Origin of the sequence: Pectobacterium peruviense (assembly GCF_002847345.1) — a bacterium.
In the GTDB taxonomy this organism is placed as follows: Bacteria; Pseudomonadota; Gammaproteobacteria; order Enterobacterales; family Enterobacteriaceae; genus Pectobacterium; species Pectobacterium peruviense.
Genome location: NZ_LXFV01000025.1, coordinates 13,931 through 30,325 on the forward strand (window position 1 = coordinate 13,931; position 16,395 = coordinate 30,325).

At 52.2% G+C, this 16,395-nt stretch carries 13 protein-coding genes; 4 read left to right on the plus strand and 9 right to left on the minus strand.

All coding sequences use genetic code 11. The annotated features are described in order from the left end of the window. Positions 1 to 29 precede the first annotated feature (29 nt). Together A0G03_RS16970 and A0G03_RS16975 are read left to right on the plus strand one after the other, a co-directional pair. Positions 30 to 794 carry an amino acid ABC transporter permease gene (locus A0G03_RS16970; protein ID WP_005973498.1) on the plus strand — a complete coding sequence of 255 codons (765 nt, stop codon included), beginning with the start codon at positions 30 to 32 and terminating at the stop codon, positions 792 to 794. Then, positions 781 to 1,503, plus strand: a complete 723-nt coding sequence (locus A0G03_RS16975) for an amino acid ABC transporter ATP-binding protein (RefSeq protein ID WP_048261982.1) — start codon at positions 781 to 783, stop codon at positions 1,501 to 1,503. Before A0G03_RS16970 ends, A0G03_RS16975 begins: the two co-directional genes overlap by 14 nt. 72 nt (positions 1,504 to 1,575) lie before the next feature. On the opposite strand, the gene A0G03_RS16980 is transcribed toward A0G03_RS16975, so the two are convergent. From A0G03_RS16980 to A0G03_RS17020, 9 genes are all read right to left on the minus strand, one after another. Further along, positions 1,576 to 1,908, minus strand: coding sequence for a DUF3561 family protein (locus tag A0G03_RS16980; RefSeq protein WP_048262121.1), 333 nt, complete (start codon positions 1,906 to 1,908; stop codon positions 1,576 to 1,578). Between the two features lie 57 nt (positions 1,909 to 1,965). Then, complete coding sequence (gene cysC, locus A0G03_RS16985; RefSeq protein ID WP_072062061.1) at positions 1,966 to 2,646, minus strand: adenylyl-sulfate kinase; 681 nt, start codon at positions 2,644 to 2,646, stop codon at positions 1,966 to 1,968. Beyond that, positions 2,585 to 4,012: a sulfate adenylyltransferase subunit CysN gene (gene cysN / locus A0G03_RS16990; protein ID WP_048262123.1), complete on the minus strand. Its 1,428-nt coding sequence runs from the start codon at positions 4,010 to 4,012 to the stop codon at positions 2,585 to 2,587. The genes cysC and cysN overlap by 62 nt, the downstream gene beginning before the upstream one ends. A gap of 74 nt (positions 4,013 to 4,086) precedes the next feature. Further along, complete coding sequence (cysD, locus tag A0G03_RS16995; protein ID WP_039361211.1) at positions 4,087 to 4,995, minus strand: sulfate adenylyltransferase subunit CysD; 909 nt, start codon at positions 4,993 to 4,995, stop codon at positions 4,087 to 4,089. A 9-nt stretch (positions 4,996 to 5,004) separates the two neighbouring features. After that, positions 5,005 to 6,447, minus strand: a complete 1,443-nt coding sequence (gene cysG, locus A0G03_RS17000; RefSeq protein ID WP_048261985.1) for a siroheme synthase CysG — start codon at positions 6,445 to 6,447, stop codon at positions 5,005 to 5,007. Positions 6,448 to 6,875: 428 nt separating this feature from the next. Beyond that, positions 6,876 to 7,610 carry a phosphoadenylyl-sulfate reductase gene (locus A0G03_RS17005; protein WP_048261988.1) on the minus strand — a complete coding sequence of 245 codons (735 nt, stop codon included), beginning with the start codon at positions 7,608 to 7,610 and terminating at the stop codon, positions 6,876 to 6,878. A 12-nt stretch (positions 7,611 to 7,622) separates the two neighbouring features. Further along, positions 7,623 to 9,356 (minus strand): assimilatory sulfite reductase (NADPH) hemoprotein subunit, encoded by a 1,734-nt coding sequence (gene cysI / locus A0G03_RS17010; protein WP_048261989.1) that lies wholly within the window; start codon positions 9,354 to 9,356, stop codon positions 7,623 to 7,625. Beyond that, entirely contained in the window at positions 9,356 to 11,182 is a 1,827-nt protein-coding gene (gene cysJ, locus A0G03_RS17015; protein ID WP_048261991.1) for an NADPH-dependent assimilatory sulfite reductase flavoprotein subunit, read from the minus strand. The genes cysI and cysJ overlap by 1 nt, the downstream gene beginning before the upstream one ends. A gap of 278 nt (positions 11,183 to 11,460) precedes the next feature. Beyond that, the gene (locus A0G03_RS17020) at positions 11,461 to 13,185 is read right to left on the minus strand and encodes a PilZ domain-containing protein (protein ID WP_048261993.1); all 1,725 of its coding nucleotides are present in this window, start codon (positions 13,183 to 13,185) and stop codon (positions 11,461 to 11,463) included. 526 nt (positions 13,186 to 13,711) lie between these two features. Between A0G03_RS17020 and A0G03_RS17025 the strand changes: the two genes are divergently transcribed. Both A0G03_RS17025 and A0G03_RS17030 read left to right on the plus strand, forming a co-directional pair. Then, positions 13,712 to 14,452: an EAL domain-containing protein gene (locus tag A0G03_RS17025; RefSeq protein WP_048261994.1), complete on the plus strand. Its 741-nt coding sequence runs from the start codon at positions 13,712 to 13,714 to the stop codon at positions 14,450 to 14,452. A 214-nt stretch (positions 14,453 to 14,666) separates the two neighbouring features. Beyond that, on the plus strand, positions 14,667 to 16,346 hold the full coding sequence (locus A0G03_RS17030) for a hypothetical protein (RefSeq protein ID WP_048261995.1): 1,680 nt from the start codon (positions 14,667 to 14,669) through the stop codon (positions 16,344 to 16,346). The last annotated feature ends 49 nt before the right edge of the window (positions 16,347 to 16,395 follow it).

A 16,395-nucleotide genomic window follows, 5' to 3' on the forward strand; every position in this document is an offset into this window, starting at 1 on the left:
CGTTAGCCTATTCAAAAAAGGAAACGATCTTGACGGGATTTCGTTGGGAGATCATTCAGGAGTATGCCCCGCTATTTATGGAAGGCACCTGGATGACCATCAAATGCACCATTATTTGTGTCATTCTTGGCACCTGCTGGGGATTAACGCTCGGATTAGGCCGCTTAGCACAGGCGCCGCACGGGCCGTGGAAATATATATTGCACTACGGCGTTCAATGGCCAGTGCGGATCTATATCAGCGCCTTTCGGGGTACACCGCTGTTTGTGCAAATCATGGTGGTGCACTTCGCTCTGGTGCCGCTGTTCATCAACCCGCGCGACGGGCTGCTGGTGACCAGCAATATTATGTCGGTCGATTTTGCCCGTACCTTACGCTCAGATTATGGCGCATTCCTCTCTTGCGTCGTGGCGATTACGCTGAATGCGGGAGCCTATGTCTCCGAGATATTCCGCGCTGGTATTCAATCTATCGATCGCGGTCAGATGGAGGCTTCACGCTCTCTCGGCATGAGCTATGGCCGTACCATGCGGAAAGTGATCCTGCCGCAGGCTTTTCGCCGTATGCTGCCGCCGCTGGGCAACAACGCCATCGCCATTGTGAAAGATTCCTCGCTGGCTTCGGCAATCGGTTTGGCGGATCTCGCCTATGCCGCGCGCACGGTATCAGGGGCTTACGCCACCTACTGGGAACCCTACCTGGCGATCTCTATCGTCTATTGGGTTATTACTTTCCTGCTCTCGCTGCTGGTGCGGCACATGGAAATGAGGTTTGGCAAAAGTGATTCACGTTAATAACCTGCAAAAACAGTTTGGCGATACCCATGTTCTGCGTGGTATTTCCTGTGATATCGCACCTCAGGAAGTACTCTGTCTGATTGGCCCATCTGGCTCAGGAAAAAGTACCTTTCTGCGCTGTATCAATGCACTGGAGACGCTGTCTGCGGGCGAGATTACGGTCAACGGTTTTGCCATTCACGATCAGAAAACCGATATCAATCGTATGCGTGAAAGCGTCGGTATGGTATTTCAGCGCTTTAATCTGTTCCCACACATGACGGTGTTGGAAAATGTGATTATGGCACCGATGGGGGTAAAGAAATTACCCCGCGCACAGGCCGTTGAACGCGCGAAAGCGTTGCTCAGTAAGGTCGGGTTGCTGGATAAAATCGATGCCTGGCCGAACAGCCTGTCCGGTGGTCAGCAACAGCGTGTTGCCATTGCCCGCGCGTTAGCGATGGAACCGGCGATCATGCTGTTTGATGAACCCACATCTGCGCTAGATCCAGAACTGGTTGGCGAAGTACTGGCCGTCATGAAAACGCTGGCGAACGAAGGCATGACGATGGTCATCGTGACCCATGAAATGGCATTTGCCAGAGAAGTGGCTGATAGAGTGATCTTTATCGATCAGGGTATTATTCAGGAACAGGGAACGCCAGAGGCGATCTTCTCTCATCCGAGTAACCCGCGCACGCAGGCTTTCTTGAGCAAGATCTTGTAAATATGTTGAATGCTGTAAAATAACAGGCTGTCAGCGTCCACGCTGGCAGCCTTCTCCCTTACCACCTTTCTTTTACCACCCGGTCAGAAAAGAAAAGACCAGCCAGAACAGACAGACCACCGTCAGTCCCGTCGCAAAAAGCGTATAAAAAAGATAGCCTCTCAGCAGAAAGCTAAACCCGACACCAACCAGCACCGAAAACGGCATCAGCGCCAGAAAGAACGGCCAGGTGTAAAGCATGAAGAAAAACGTGGTATTAGAGCCGTATACCAGAAAGGGGATGCTAAAGGCCAACCAATAGAAGGAGAACCCCGTTACCGCGCCCATAAACAGGTAGGAAACGCCGTCATCCTCTTCTTGCGCTGGCCGAGTCTTGCTAATCGTTAACTGCGTGGCATTTTGCATAATCTTTCCCATTCTTCCCCTGCATCACCCAACAGCGCGGTGAAAAAAGCGGGGACATCAGAGCTTGATAATAGCTCGCTTGCCAAGCAGATCTAACAATTGGTCGGTCAAATTTGTTACGAATTGTTCGCCATCCAGATGACTATCCGGTGCTTCCGGCGCTTCATACACCGAGTCGATTCCCGTGAAATTACGCAGTTCCCCCGCACGGGCTTTTTTGTACAACCCTTTAGGGTCGCGCGCTTCACAGGTGGCTAACGGTGTATCCACGAAGACCTCGATGAACTGCCCTTCGCCCAGTAAATCCTGCACCATTTTACGCTCGGCGCGATGCGGCGAGATAAACGCCGTCAGAACCACCAGACCAGCATCGACCATCAGTTTGGCGACTTCACCCACGCGGCGGATGTTCTCGCGCCGATCGTCGTCGGTGAAGCCAAGGTCACGGCACAGTCCGTGCCGGACGTTGTCGCCATCCAGCAGGTAGGTACTAACGCCACGCTGGTGCAGCGCTTGCTCCAGCGCTCCCGCCAGCGTGGATTTACCGGAGCCAGACAGCCCGGTAAACCAGATAACGACGCCCTGATGACCATGCAGTTTCTCGCGAGACTCACGGGTAACATTGTGCGCATGCCAGACGACGTTATCGTCAGTTGGCGAGTGGCGTAAAGACACGTTATTTGCCTCCCAGCAGATCGCGCGCACCCCAATGCGGGAAGTGCCGACGCACCAGTGCATTCAGTTCTAGCTCAAACGCGCCATATGCGCCGGGCTCTTGATACACCTGTTCGATAGGTTCCCGCACCAGACCCGCACCGACCGTGACGTTGCTCAGACGATCGATAAAGATCATCCCGCCCGTCACCGAATTATGCTGGTAATTGTCCAGCACCAGCGGCTCATCAAAAATCAGCTCAACCGAACCGATACCATTCAGCGGCAGGTTCTCCGCGACGCGCTGCGTCAGCGTATTGATCTCAACCTGATACTGAATATTCTCGACCCGAGCGCGCGTTTTCTTACCGCCAATCTTGATGTCATAACTCTGTCCCGGCACCAGCGGCTGCTCCGCCATCCAGACGACATCCACCAGCGCATGTTGCACCGCTTTCAGCGATTCGCTGCTGTCGATCAGCAGGTCACCACGGCTGATATCTACCTCATCCGCCAGCACCAGCGTAATCGCTTCACCCGCCTGCGCCTGCGGTAAATCCCCGTCAAAGGTCACAATACGGCTGACGGTGGATTCTACACCGGATGGCAACACTTTAACCCGTTGCCCAACGCGGATGATGCCGGAGGCGAGCGTTCCCGCGTAGCCGCGGAAATCCAGATTCGGGCGATTCACATACTGCACCGGGAAGCGCATCGGCTGCTCCAGCGTACGCTGTGCCACATTGACGGTTTCCAGCACGTCCAGCAGCGTCGGTCCGGTATACCAGCCCATCGTCGTACTCGGCGTTGCGACATTGTCGCCATCCAGCGCGGAAATCGGCACAAAGGTGATATTCAGGTCGGCGGGCAGTTGCTGAGCAAAATCCAGATAATCCTGCTTAAACTGCTCAAACACCGTTTGCTGATAATCCACTAAGTCCATTTTGTTCACCGCCACCACCAGATCGCGAATCCCCAGCAGGGTCGCAATAAAGCTGTGACGACGGGTTTGATCCAATACGCCTTTGCGAGCGTCAATCAGCAGGATCGCCAGTTCGCAGGTTGATGCGCCGGTCGCCATGTTGCGGGTGTACTGCTCGTGTCCCGGCGTATCGGCGATGATGAATTTGCGTTTTTCCGTCGAGAAGTAGCGGTAGGCCACGTCAATCGTGATGCCCTGCTCACGTTCAGCCTGAAGCCCATCAACCAGCAGCGCCAGATCCAGTTTTTCGCCCTGCGTGCCCAGGCGCTTGCTGTCATTGTGCAGCGTACTGAGCTGATCTTCATAAATTTGGCGCGTATCGTGCAGCAAACGACCAATCAGCGTACTTTTTCCATCGTCGACGCTACCGCAGGTCAGGAAACGCAACAGCGTTTTATCCTGCTGCGCGTGTAAATACGCTTCCACACCGCCCTGCTCAGCGATCTGCTGTGCAATCGCATTGTTGATGATGACGGCATCTTTCTCAGCCGCATTGTCTGCCGCTGTGTCTTTTAACGAAGTTTGGCTCATTCGACGATTCCTCAGAAATACCCTTGACGCTTTTTCAGCTCCATTGAACCGGCCTGATCGCGGTCAATTACCCTTCCCTGACGCTCACTGGTGGTGGAAACCAGCATCTCTTCGATGATTTCCGGCAGCGTTTGCGCCTCTGATGCCACCGCGCCGGTCAGCGGCCAGCAGCCCAGCGTGCGGAAGCGCACCATACGCTGTTCGATCACTTCACCGGGTTGCAGATCGATGCGATCGTCATCCACCATCATCAGCATGCCATCGCGTTCCACTACCGGACGCGGTGCGGCCAGATACAGTGGAACAATATCGATGTTTTCCAGATAGATGTATTGCCAGATATCCAGCTCGGTCCAGTTGGAGAGCGGGAAAACGCGGATGCTCTCGCCTTTGTTAATCTGGCCGTTATAGTTATGCCACAGCTCCGGGCGCTGATTCTTCGGATCCCAACGGTGGAAACGATCGCGGAAGGAGTAAATACGCTCTTTGGCACGCGATTTCTCTTCATCGCGGCGCGCCCCGCCAAACGCGGCATCAAAACCGTATTTATCCAGTGCCTGCTTCAGCCCTTCGGTTTTCATGATGTCGGTGTGCTTGGCGCTGCCGTGCACAAAGGGGTTAATTCCCAGCGCTTCACCCTGCGGGTTGCGGTGCACCAGCAGTTCACAGCCATAGGCCTTCGCCGTCCGGTCACGAAATTCGTACATTTCACGAAATTTCCAACCGGTATCAACGTGCAGCAGCGGGAAAGGCAGCGATCCCGGATAGAACGCCTTGCGCGCCAGATGCAGCATCACCGAAGAGTCTTTGCCGATGGAGTACATCATCACCGGATTACTGAACTCGGCCGCTACTTCGCGGATGATGTGAATGCTTTCGGCTTCAAGCTGCCGTAAATGCGTGAGTCGTTTCTCGTCCATACCCTTTCCTTAAGCCAAGTTTACTACCGCTGGGCGGCTGTCTTGCGGCACCGTCGGCGTTGTCTGACCAAACCAGGCAATCTGATGGTGCAAATCCACCACCTCGCCAATCACCAGCAGCGCCGGTGTCGGCGCTTGCCGTGCCAAATGTTCTAACTGTTGCAGCGTGCCAATTTGCACTTGCTGATCGTGTCGGGTGCCGCGACTGATCACGGCAACGGGTGTCTGCGATGAACGGCCATGCGCGATCAGCTGCTGCGAAATCTCGGCGGCCTTCATCGTACCCATGTAAATCGCCAGCGTCTGACGGCCACGCGCCAGCGTCGACCAGTCCAGCGAATCGCCATCTGGGCGACAGTGTCCGGTAATAAAAAGCACGCTCTGTGCGTAATCACGATGCGTTAACGGGATCCCCGCATACGCGGTGACGCCAGCTGCCGCCGTCACACCGGGCACCACCTGAAACGTGATGCCAGCCTGCGCCACCGCCTGCAATTCTTCTCCACCGCGGCCAAAAACGAAGGGATCGCCGCCTTTCAGGCGTACTACCCGTTTGCCTTCCTGCGCCAACGTCACCAATAGCTGATTAATCTCATCCTGTGGCAGCGAATGCGCACTGGCACGCTTTCCGACGCAGATGCGTTCAGCATCGCGGCGCACCAGATCCAACACGTCGGGGCTGACCAGATGGTCATACAGCACCACGTCCGCCTGCTGCATCACCTGTAATCCACGCAGCGTCAGCAGTCCGGCATCGCCGGGGCCTGCGCCAACCAGTGCGACTTCACCACGTGCCGCCGCTGGCTGCTGCTGTTCTGCTTGCTGATGTACCAGTTGCTGTTGCAATTCGTCTTCGGCCTGCGCCAGTTGCCCCGCGGACACCAGCGACGCAAAGCGTCCGACAAACAGCCGCTCCCAAAAGCGACGGCGTGCCGGCATCGAATGCAGTCGGGTTTTAATTCTGTCACGCCAGCTTCCGGCGATATCTGCCATCGTGCCCAAACTGGCGGGCAGTAATGATTCCAGCTTTTCACGCAGCAACCGCGCCAGTACCGGTGCCTGTCCACCCGAGGAAATGGCCACCACCAGCGGAGAGCGATCGACAATCGAGGGGAAAATAAACGAGCACTTCGGCTGATCGTCCACCACGTTCACCAGCAAATGCCGCTGATTCGCCGCCTCAAATACCGCGGCATTCAGCTCAGCATCATCCGTGGCGGCAATCACCAGAAATACGCCGGATAGCAAATCAGGCGTAAAAACCTGCGCCAGCCATTCAATCTTTCCGTCCTGATGCTGTGCCGCCAACGGTTCGGCCAGCGCCTGCGCGACAATTTTTACCTCCGCACCCGCGCGTTGCAGTAGATCGATTTTGCGCGTAGCAACCTCGCCGCCGCCGACAACCAGTACCGGACGCTGACGAAGATCGGCAAATATAGGGAGATAGTTCACAGTCGCCTTAACTAAGCAAAAAAAGAGATAACGCGACTATACGGTGAGGACAGAACACTTATGAAATGCCGAATTGGAATGACAAGTTCCGTAATGGAATAACAACACGTTTACAAATGCGATTGGGGCGATGACTGCGGTAAAAATGACGGTGATAAAAGGCAAGACAACTCCCTAATTCAGAGTGATGGCAAGCCTATTTACGGGACGAGAACGGTGATAATGGGATAGAAGAGTAAAGCGTCCGCGCCAAGGACAAAAGCGTCAGGAACGCTTTTGAACGTCGCTTGCGACGGCCCTGAAAGGGCGAATCTCATGGATGAGATTCATATCCGCGCGGCTCGAGCTTACAGGGAGGTACTTGCAGCGTCTTTACGATCTACCCATTATCATCGCTCAACACACTTTGTGTATTATGGTTTTCTCTTTTACCCTTCGTGCAACCCGCACTCGCGCTTTAAGCCGAAGAAGCGGGTTTCTTCTTCGCTCATGCCCGGTTCCCATTTGCGGGTGGTATGCGTATCGCCGACGGACAAATAGCCCTGATCCCACAGCGGATGGTAGCTCAGGCCGTTTTCTTTTAGATATTGATACACCGTCCGGTTATCCCAATCGATAATCGGCAGGAATTTAAAGACGCCGCGCTGAATCGCCAACACGGGCAATTCGCCCCGACTGCCGGACTGCTCACGGCGCAGGCCAGCAAACCAGGTTCCCGCACTTAGCTCGCTCAACGCCCGGTTCATCGGTTCGACTTTATTCAGCAGGTTGTAGCGCTCAATGCCTTCCACACCCTGCTCCCACAGCTTGCCGTAGCGCGCTTCTTGCCAAGCTGGAGACTCTGCGGCGCGATACACGTGCAGATTCAGCTTCAGTTGTTCCGTCAGTGCATCAATAAACTGATAGGTTTCAGGAAACAGATAGCCGGTATCCGTAAGGATGACCGGAATATCTGGCCGCTGTTGCGTCACCAGATGCAGCGATATCGCAGCCTGAATGCCGAAACTGGACGACAAAACAAAGTCGCCCGGCAGATTCTCCAGCGCCCAGCTCACTCTTTCCTGCGCAGACAGCTGTTCAAGCTGACCATTCACCGCAGCCAGCGCAGCCACCTGTTCCTCTTTCGGTAACGCGTTGAGCGCCTCGAGGTTAAATTCGGCCATCAGGATCTCCTGTCAGTCATAAAAATCGCGAGCGGGATCCAGCACCGGTTTAATGATGTTGGTACGAATAACGAAATCGCCGAAGCCTTCATTCTGCTGACGATCTTGCGCCCACAGCCCGACAAGCCTGTCGATTTCGGCAAGGATCTCGGTTTCATTAATGTTTTCGCGATACATACGAGGAATACGTGTTCCCTCGCGATTCCCGCCAAGGTGCACGTTATAGCGTCCCATCGCTTTGCCCACCAGACCGATTTCCGCCAGCATCGCACGGCCACAGCCATTCGGGCAGCCCGTAACGCGTAGAACGATGTGCTCATCGCCCACGCCGTGCTGCTGCATAATGCCTTCCACTTTCGTGACAAATTCCGGCAGGAAACGCTCGGCTTCTGCCATCGCCAGCGGACAGGTCGGGAACGATACGCAGGCCATCGAGTTTTTGCGCTGCTCGCTAACGCTGTCATCAATCAGACCATGTTCACGCGCCAGCGCATCGATCTTCGCTTTGCTACGTGCAGGAACACCCGCCACGATCAAATTCTGATTCGCCGTTAAGCGGAAATCCCCTTTATGGATCTTGGCGATTTCCGCCAGACCGGTTTTCAGCGGACGACCCGGATAATCCAGAATACGGCCGTTTTCGATAAACAGCGTCAGGTGCCATTTATTGTCGATGCCTTTTACCCAGCCGATGCGATCGCCACGTTCGGTGAATTCATACGGACGCACCGCTTCAAATTTCACACCGGAACGCGCTTCCACTTCCTGCTTGAAGTTGTCTACACCCACACGCTCTAGCGTGTATTTGGTTTTGGCATTTTTACGGTTGGTACGGTTGCCCCAATCGCGCTGCGTGGTCACTACCGCTTCGGCAATGGCCAGCGTATGCTCAATGGAAATATAGCCCAGCTCACTGGCAGTACGTGGGTAGGTTTCTTTGTCACCGTGCGCAATAGAAAGCCCACCGCCCACCAGCACGTTAAAGCCGACCAGACGGCCATTATCGGCGATCGCAATAAAATTGAGATCGTTCGCATGCAGATCTACATCATTCTGCGGCGGAACCACAACGGTGGTTTTGAACTTACGTGGCAGATACGTTGAACCCAGAATCGGCTCTTCATCCGTCGTCGCCACTTTTTCCTGATCCATCCAGATCTCGGCATAAGCACGCGTGCGCGGCAGCAGATGCTCAGAGATCGTCTTCGCCCACTCATACGCCTGCTGATGCAGTTCGGACTCTATTGGGTTAGACGTACACAGCACGTTACGGTTCATGTCGTTCGCCGTCGCCAGCGCATCCAAACCAATGCTATTCAGCATCTGGTGTACCGGTTTCACGTTCGATTTGAGAATACCGTGATACTGGAATGTCTGACGGTTGGTGATGCGAATACTGCCATAAATCGTGTTTTCGCCCGCAAACTTGTCGATCCGTAACCACTGCTCCGGCGTCATCACGCCACCGGGCAAACGGCAGCGCAGCAACATCGCATGGCGCGGTTCCAGCTTCTGCTCAGCACGCTCGGCGCGAATATCGCGGTCATCCTGCTGATACATGCCGTGGAAACGGATCAGCAAAAAGTTATCGCCCTTAAAGCCGCCAGTCAGACCATCGTTCAGGTCTTCAGCAATTGTGCCGCGCAGAAAGTTACTTTCTGTTTTCATGCGCTCTGCATCAGTGAGTTTCCCTTCTACCACCAAGGGGCCAGGGTGTTTTTCACTGAAAACGTATTTTTCGCTCATTAGTACACATCTCGCTGATAACGGCGCTCAAGGCGCAGATCGCTTAAAAACTCATCGGCTTGTTCACTGTCCATGCCACCATGCTCAACTATCACATCCAGCAGTGCCTTTTCGACGTCTTTCGCCATACGGTTAGCATCGCCACACACGTACAAGTGCGCACCGTCCTGGATCCAGCGCCAAACTTCCGCACCTTTCTCCCGCAGTTTGTCCTGTACATAGATTTTGTGTGCTTGATCGCGCGACCACGCGAGATCGATGTGCGTCAACAGCCCTTCTTTCACATAGCGCTGCCATTCAACCTGATACAGAAAGTCTTCCGTAAAGTGTGGGTTACCAAAGAATAGCCAGTTTTTCCCTTCTGCCCCATCGGCATCGCGCTGTTGCATAAAGGCGCGGAATGGCGCAATCCCGGTTCCGGGCCCAATCATAATGACCGGAGTTTCCGAATTAGCAGGTAGGCGGAAGTTATCGTTATGCTCGATAAAGACGCGGATTTCATCGTCTTCACTCAGCCTGTCAGCCAGATAGCTGGAAGCACCGCCTGCACGCTCGCGGCCTTCACATTCGTAGCGCACCACGCCAACGGTGATATGCACTTCGCTTTCGGCTTCCGCCTGCGAGGAAGCGATAGAATAAAGACGCGGCGTCAGCGGACGCAGCAGGCCAAGCAGCTGTTCCGCCGTCAGTTCTGCTGGCGCTTGTCGCACCATATCAACCAGCGGTGTCCGCTGCGCAAACTGCTGAAGCGCAGGCTTATCGGCCAGCAGCGACAATAGAGTCTCATTGCGCGACAGCGCCGCATATTTCTCGACGATCGGCGCGGTATTTTGCGTCAGCTCAAAGTGGCTTTTCAGCGCCTGCGACAGTGGCAGCGTATTGCCGTCAACGCTGACGGATTCATCGCCTTTCAGCCACAGCAGTTCCAGCAACTCCTGCACCAGAGCAGGATCGTTATCAAACCAGACACCCAGCGCATCACCCGGCTGATAACGTAAGCCGGAATCCCCCAGATCGATCTCGATATGGCGCACGTCTTTTTCTGAACCACGTCCGGTTACTTTCTGATTCACCGCAAACGTGGCCTGCAGCGGCGAGGATTTGCCGTACGGGCTGCTGGTAATTTCATCCAGTGCGCCCTGAGCAGCAAGCTGAGCCACCGCATTGCCCTGAACCGGCACTCGCGCTAGCAAAATATCAACCAACTGACGCCGCCATTGTTCGGCAAGCGCCTTATAATCCACATCAGCATCGACACGATCCAACAAGCGTTCCGCGCCTAACTCCGCCAGACGGCCATCGAAATCCTTACCCGCCTTGCTGAAGAATTCATAAGAAGTATCACCCAAACCAAACACGGCAAACGCAGTGTCTTTCAGTTCCGGCGCTTTTTTGGAAAGCAGGAACTTATGCAGCGCGACCGCCTCTTCCGGCGGCTCCCCTTCACCCTGTGTGGACGCCACGATCAGCAGCAGCTTTTCCTGCCCGATTTGCTTGAACTTATAATCACCCGCATTGACCAAATTCACGGACAGCTTGGCCGCCAGCAGGTCGTCACGTAATTGTTCCGCGACCCGACGCGCGTTGCCAGTCTGCGAGGCAGAGATCAGCGTGATGGTTTGTACTGGCACCGTTACTGCAGAAGCAGTGGCCGCGGCGATCGTTGCACCAGGCTGCACGTTTCCAGGCTGTTGTACCAGCCCCCAGAAATAGCCGGATAGCCAGGCCAGCTGCGTCGATGAAAAATCACCGGTTGCCGCCTGTAAACGCGTTAATTGCTCCGCGCTCAGCGGAAGCAACGAAGTGGGGGAAACCGGAGTAGTCATTGTGATTTCTGTTTCCTTGTGCCTGTGCAGTTAGCCAACGGCGCTAATACAAAAACATGCAATAAAAAGATGGATGGAGGATAAGGGTAACGATCTGCATCTTAACAATTAAAGAAATGATGGAAATATTAAATAACCAAAATGACTAAATGGTTTTTCTGATAGTCCTTACTGCTTAAAGTGTTATAGCTGATGGGGTGCGCGTTTCATGGCGATATGGGCAGGAAATCATGAGGAAAGAGGGGCTGCCGCGCAGCCCCATACAAACAGGATGTGGGCTAAATTTTTAGGACTTTCATGCCGAAATCGTCAGGATGAACGATATTTTCGAGCTTCCCGACCTGCAATAAGTCGCCATTAGAAACGACACTGCTGATATTGGTATCAGGAAAGCGGAGGTTCTTGATGAGATGCACTACGATAGGCTTACCCTTTTTATCAATATCCATCACCCACCCAAGAAAGCCTCCCGAGTATTTCGCCAGACTCCCTATTGGGTAAAGGCCGTAAATTTGCACGTACCTGACCAGAATAGCCTTATCATAGGCACCGTTCGCCTCATAGATTTTACGGTAAGCAGCCAATGGCGTACGGGGAGAAATGCCATTGCGCGTATGCCTTAGCTTATTAATCGCCTTAATCACAGAGACTAATCGGACTAACTCCGATAGTTGATCCACCTGTTTGCCGTGCGGATAGCCGCTGCCGTCCAAACGCTCGTTAGCATTCTCAATCACATCGCGACACGTGGGAGTTATTACCCAGCCTAGCTCACGTAATTTCGCGCATAGCACGCCGACATGGCCGCTAAGGATCGCTTTCTGCGCCGGGTTCATATTCACTTTCAGCGACGGAAGACGGGCGTTTACCAGTAGCGGCTTGCCCATCGTATGGAGTAATGCGCCTAACACCGCCTCACGCACCTGAGGATTATGCGGATCGGAAATTAACAGCATGTCGGCCAGCTTCCCCGCGACCTGAACAGCATGCCTGACCCAATCTGCTTCATCGCGCAGGAAAGACAGCGCATACAGAAAGGCTTTTCTCTCTTTTTTGACCATATAGAGCAGGGTGTCGACGCAGTCGTAAAAGATATCAATAGGCAATTGATTGCGAGTTTTCATGTACATCAGCCCAATCTGAAGCCGGTGAGCAACCTCCATCACTCCTCGTTCCATCGGCGTCTGGCGAGTACGCTTCTCTCGCTCCTGACTTTCTCGCAGCAATAGACTTTTCTCCTTGGTGCCCGGAATGAATAGCGGGGACGAATACACCATGCTGCCAGTAACGCCAGTTCGATATGCCGCTTCTCTTTCCGACTCATTCGTGTAATGAAGCAAGGCTTCCGACTGGGATGAAGACAAATTGATAAATTGAATACCAACGGCGGCATAGCCATTATTCCCAAATGGCCGTATATGGCGAATTTTCCCCTCGGCATAAAAACTTTCTCCGTTAGGGAATTCAAGCGTGATTCCGGGAATATCTTGACCGACTTCAATCGCAATACTCTCAACCAGATCGATTTCGACCAGACATCCACCGGTTGATAAATTACGCAGCGTTCCGGGTACGTTAAGTGTATGCATATACACTTCAATACGAGCACGGGCCTGCATGCCAAGAATAAAAGGAATACGAATCGCACCTCTGTTTTCCATGACGAAAACAGACTCAGGCAAACGGCACTCCAGCCGATAAAACATACTGTCCATCTTGAATAATTGTGTGGGAATATTACAAAGACTGTAGGTTTCGCGTTCGATGCTCTCCGTACCTTTGAGTGCTTCCAGATCAAAATTCAAACCACCATCTGCAAGATATCTGTCGATATCCGAGCCAGAATATTCCACATCCAACACGATTCGGCTTTTATCCAGATTCAGTTCCGCAACGTCTGCCTTCAATGCATATAGCATATCTTTAGCATAGATAGACATAACATAGGTATGTTGCAGCAATGTGCTAATCACTTTAGCGGGAGGGGGAGAAAATTTTTCCACTATAAGATCCACCTATTAATGCGATGGTGATATATCAAAAATCCCAAAAAGGACTTCTCTCTTTTTAATAAAAACAAATTCTTTCGTGGGATTTAATGATTTAGAAAAATGCCGACCTTTACTGGGTAAACGTCAAGCAGGCTCAATTTCTTATTTTTTCTCATCCCAATATCATTACGAAACGACGATCTCATCGTTGTTTATCATCCTAACAAGGATGCCTAGAAGGCACAACGACCACACACCCTCACAAAATAGACTTAAATTTAAACAAAAAGAAGATTAAATCTAAAAAAACAAAAATAACAAACATTAAAAACCACAAAAATATCAATTTAAGATACAAAAAACCAATACATACATAGATTTAAACGATCGTTATTTTTTAATCAATAGCCAATGACTATCAAATGAGAATTATTGATCATTTAAAACAATTTCCAAACATTCCAAATTACTGTGTAGAATCCAGACGAGCAATGTTATGGAATTGCTATTTCTATGGAGAGGGTGAGTAATCAGTAAAATGAATACAACAACATTGAATATCGATGGGAAAATTTTTAGGCTGACAGCAGAGTTTCAGCCTATTATCCATCTCCCTCAAAATAAAATATTTCGCTATGAAGCCCTTGCCAGGTTTTATAACTCAGAAGGCGTGTTGGCATCGACCCAGCAGACAATAGATCAAATTGAGAAATGTCGAGCCATCGATGAAGTGACAGATTTTATGTTTGATGTTGTCTGTCAGGTAATAAAAAATAAAAGTAGCATGACAATATCATTCAATTTGTCACACTTACTTTTTAATAATATGCCCTATTTGGAAAGATTGTATCAAAAATGCGTAATACATAAGGTCAGTCCACAAAATATAGAAATAGAGATCAGTGAAAAAACGACCCGACAACAGTTAATTGATGGAATTCCGTTTTTAAACCAAGCAAAGAAATATGGTTTTATGATTTCATTAGATGATTTTGGTGCAGGAAACCTACAGATAGACAGCTTAAGTTTGTTTAACTTTGATACAATAAAAATCGATCGTTCCATTATAGATGGTATAGGTAAAGAAGAGACAAAATCACAAAAACTAAAAGTCTTATTGAATAAACTTATCCCTCTTGGCGTAAATATTATCTGTGAAGGCGTTGAAAAAGCCACCGATTTGAATCGGTTAAATAAATACCATCCGATTGGTATTCAAGGATACATTTTCTATCGCCCATTAACGTTCAGCCAATTAAGGCTGCTGGAAGGTTTTTAGCTGGCATCGCAACGTCTACCGCCCCGTTCTCCACAGGTTAGCGCGTCATAAGCAGTCAGCAAAAGTCATTCCCACGGTAAATTCCCCACCAACAGTGCCTTAGACGATCGACATTAGCGAACAGGCTCACATTTCTGGCGTTCACCCCAGGAATTTATCCTTTGCGATAGCACATCAATGCGATACTCACGCCAGTAGCAACGGGAGAAGAATGATGTGGCAACGACGCGCACTGGAACTCAATACGCAGGATATTTGGCACTGGCAACAGGTCATTTCGGTCGTCGATTACGCCCGTGAACACGGCTTCAATACGCTGGTTCTGGGTGCGGCAGATTTACTGGATAAACTGGTAACTCCAGAAGCCTACAACAACGCGCGCTTTGACGATCGCATCAGCAGCCAGCAGCGTTCCCGCTGCGTTTATCTGAATCAGGTTGCAGCGCACTGCCGTGAACAGGGTCTGACGCTGTATCTGCAATGTAAAGAGCTGTCGTTTCCCACGGATCTACTGCTTCATCACCCAGAATTACTCGACGACAAACAGAGTCTCCGCATGGATACCGATTTTTGGTGCGACTATCTTGCCGCCAAAGTCGAGCTACTGATGCAGCAAATCCCACGGCTGAGTGGCCTGCTGCTGGCGATATCCAACAGCGACAGTCTGCTGCGCTTTTCTGCCCCTTCCGGCGATGAGATCAACGGCGTCGTTCCCGTTACCACGCACTGGCCGACCAACGCCGCCAGCGAGCAGATCTATCACCGGTTATTCTCCGCCGTCGCCCGCGTGATGCATTATCACCAGCGCCATCTGGTGTTGCGCGCGTTTCCCGCCAGCCACCAGGATATCGGTAATGTTCTGAACGCTATTCGCACGCTACCGGAATCCGTCTCCGTCGCCATCAAAGTCACGCCCGAACGCTTCTGGCCTGAATTTCCCAATAATCCGGCACTGCTGGATATTAACGGGCGTGAAGTCTGGGTCGAGCTGGATCTGGCTGGCGAAGAGGTCGGCTGGGGCAATCTGCCCTTCCTGCGCTACACCGAGGTACAAGGGCGGTTGCTGTGGTGTCGAGAGAAAAACCCCGCGATTGTCAGCGCGCTGTGCCGTATCAGCTGGGAAGGCGTAGATAACCACAGCGTGATCGGCACGCTAAGCGAATTCACACTGTTCGCCTGTTCCCGGTTACTCACGAACCAGACTGCATCGACAAACGAAAGTACGCTGTTTGCACAGTGGTTAATGGCACGCTATCAGTGGCAGCCGGACGATAGCGTATTGCACACGATGCAGGCCTTGCTTGATCAGGCGCATCAGGCCATTTCTCTGTCGCTCTATACGCGTCACCACGTTTTTCATCGACACAGCCTGCTGCCAACCAGCTTTGGTCAGGCAATCTGGAGTCTGTACGGTCAGCTCAACCGTAACCACTGGTTACCGGGTTCCGGTCAGGATATTACCTTCGACCCGCAGCATGCAGAGCTGGCATCACAGAACCTCTATCACATCGCTAAAGAGAAAGATGCCGCATGGCAGTTGGCGGAACAGTGCCAACAGGCCGCACTGCAATTCTCCCGTGAACACACAATGCCGGAAGCGCTCAGGCAGCGCTGGCAACAGGAATGGCGTGGTCTAACCCTGTATTGCCGCGCGTTTGTTCATGCGCAGAAAGCCTTCTTTACGTTGCACTACTGCAAACAGGTGGAGAACAACTGGACGCTGCGTGAAATCGCCAAAACCAATATTCAGGCGTTATACGGCATTGGGCATGAGATGGAGGATTTCTGTTTGCAACACCGGGATTACCCGGTGAGCCTGCATGTGATGTTTGATGCCGGGCGTCCACGCGCGTTAGCCGATAGCCTGCAACAGCAGTTGGCTGAACTCGCGTAACGCACCGGCAGTCCCTACCCATCAATAACTATCTTAATAACTAACAGCC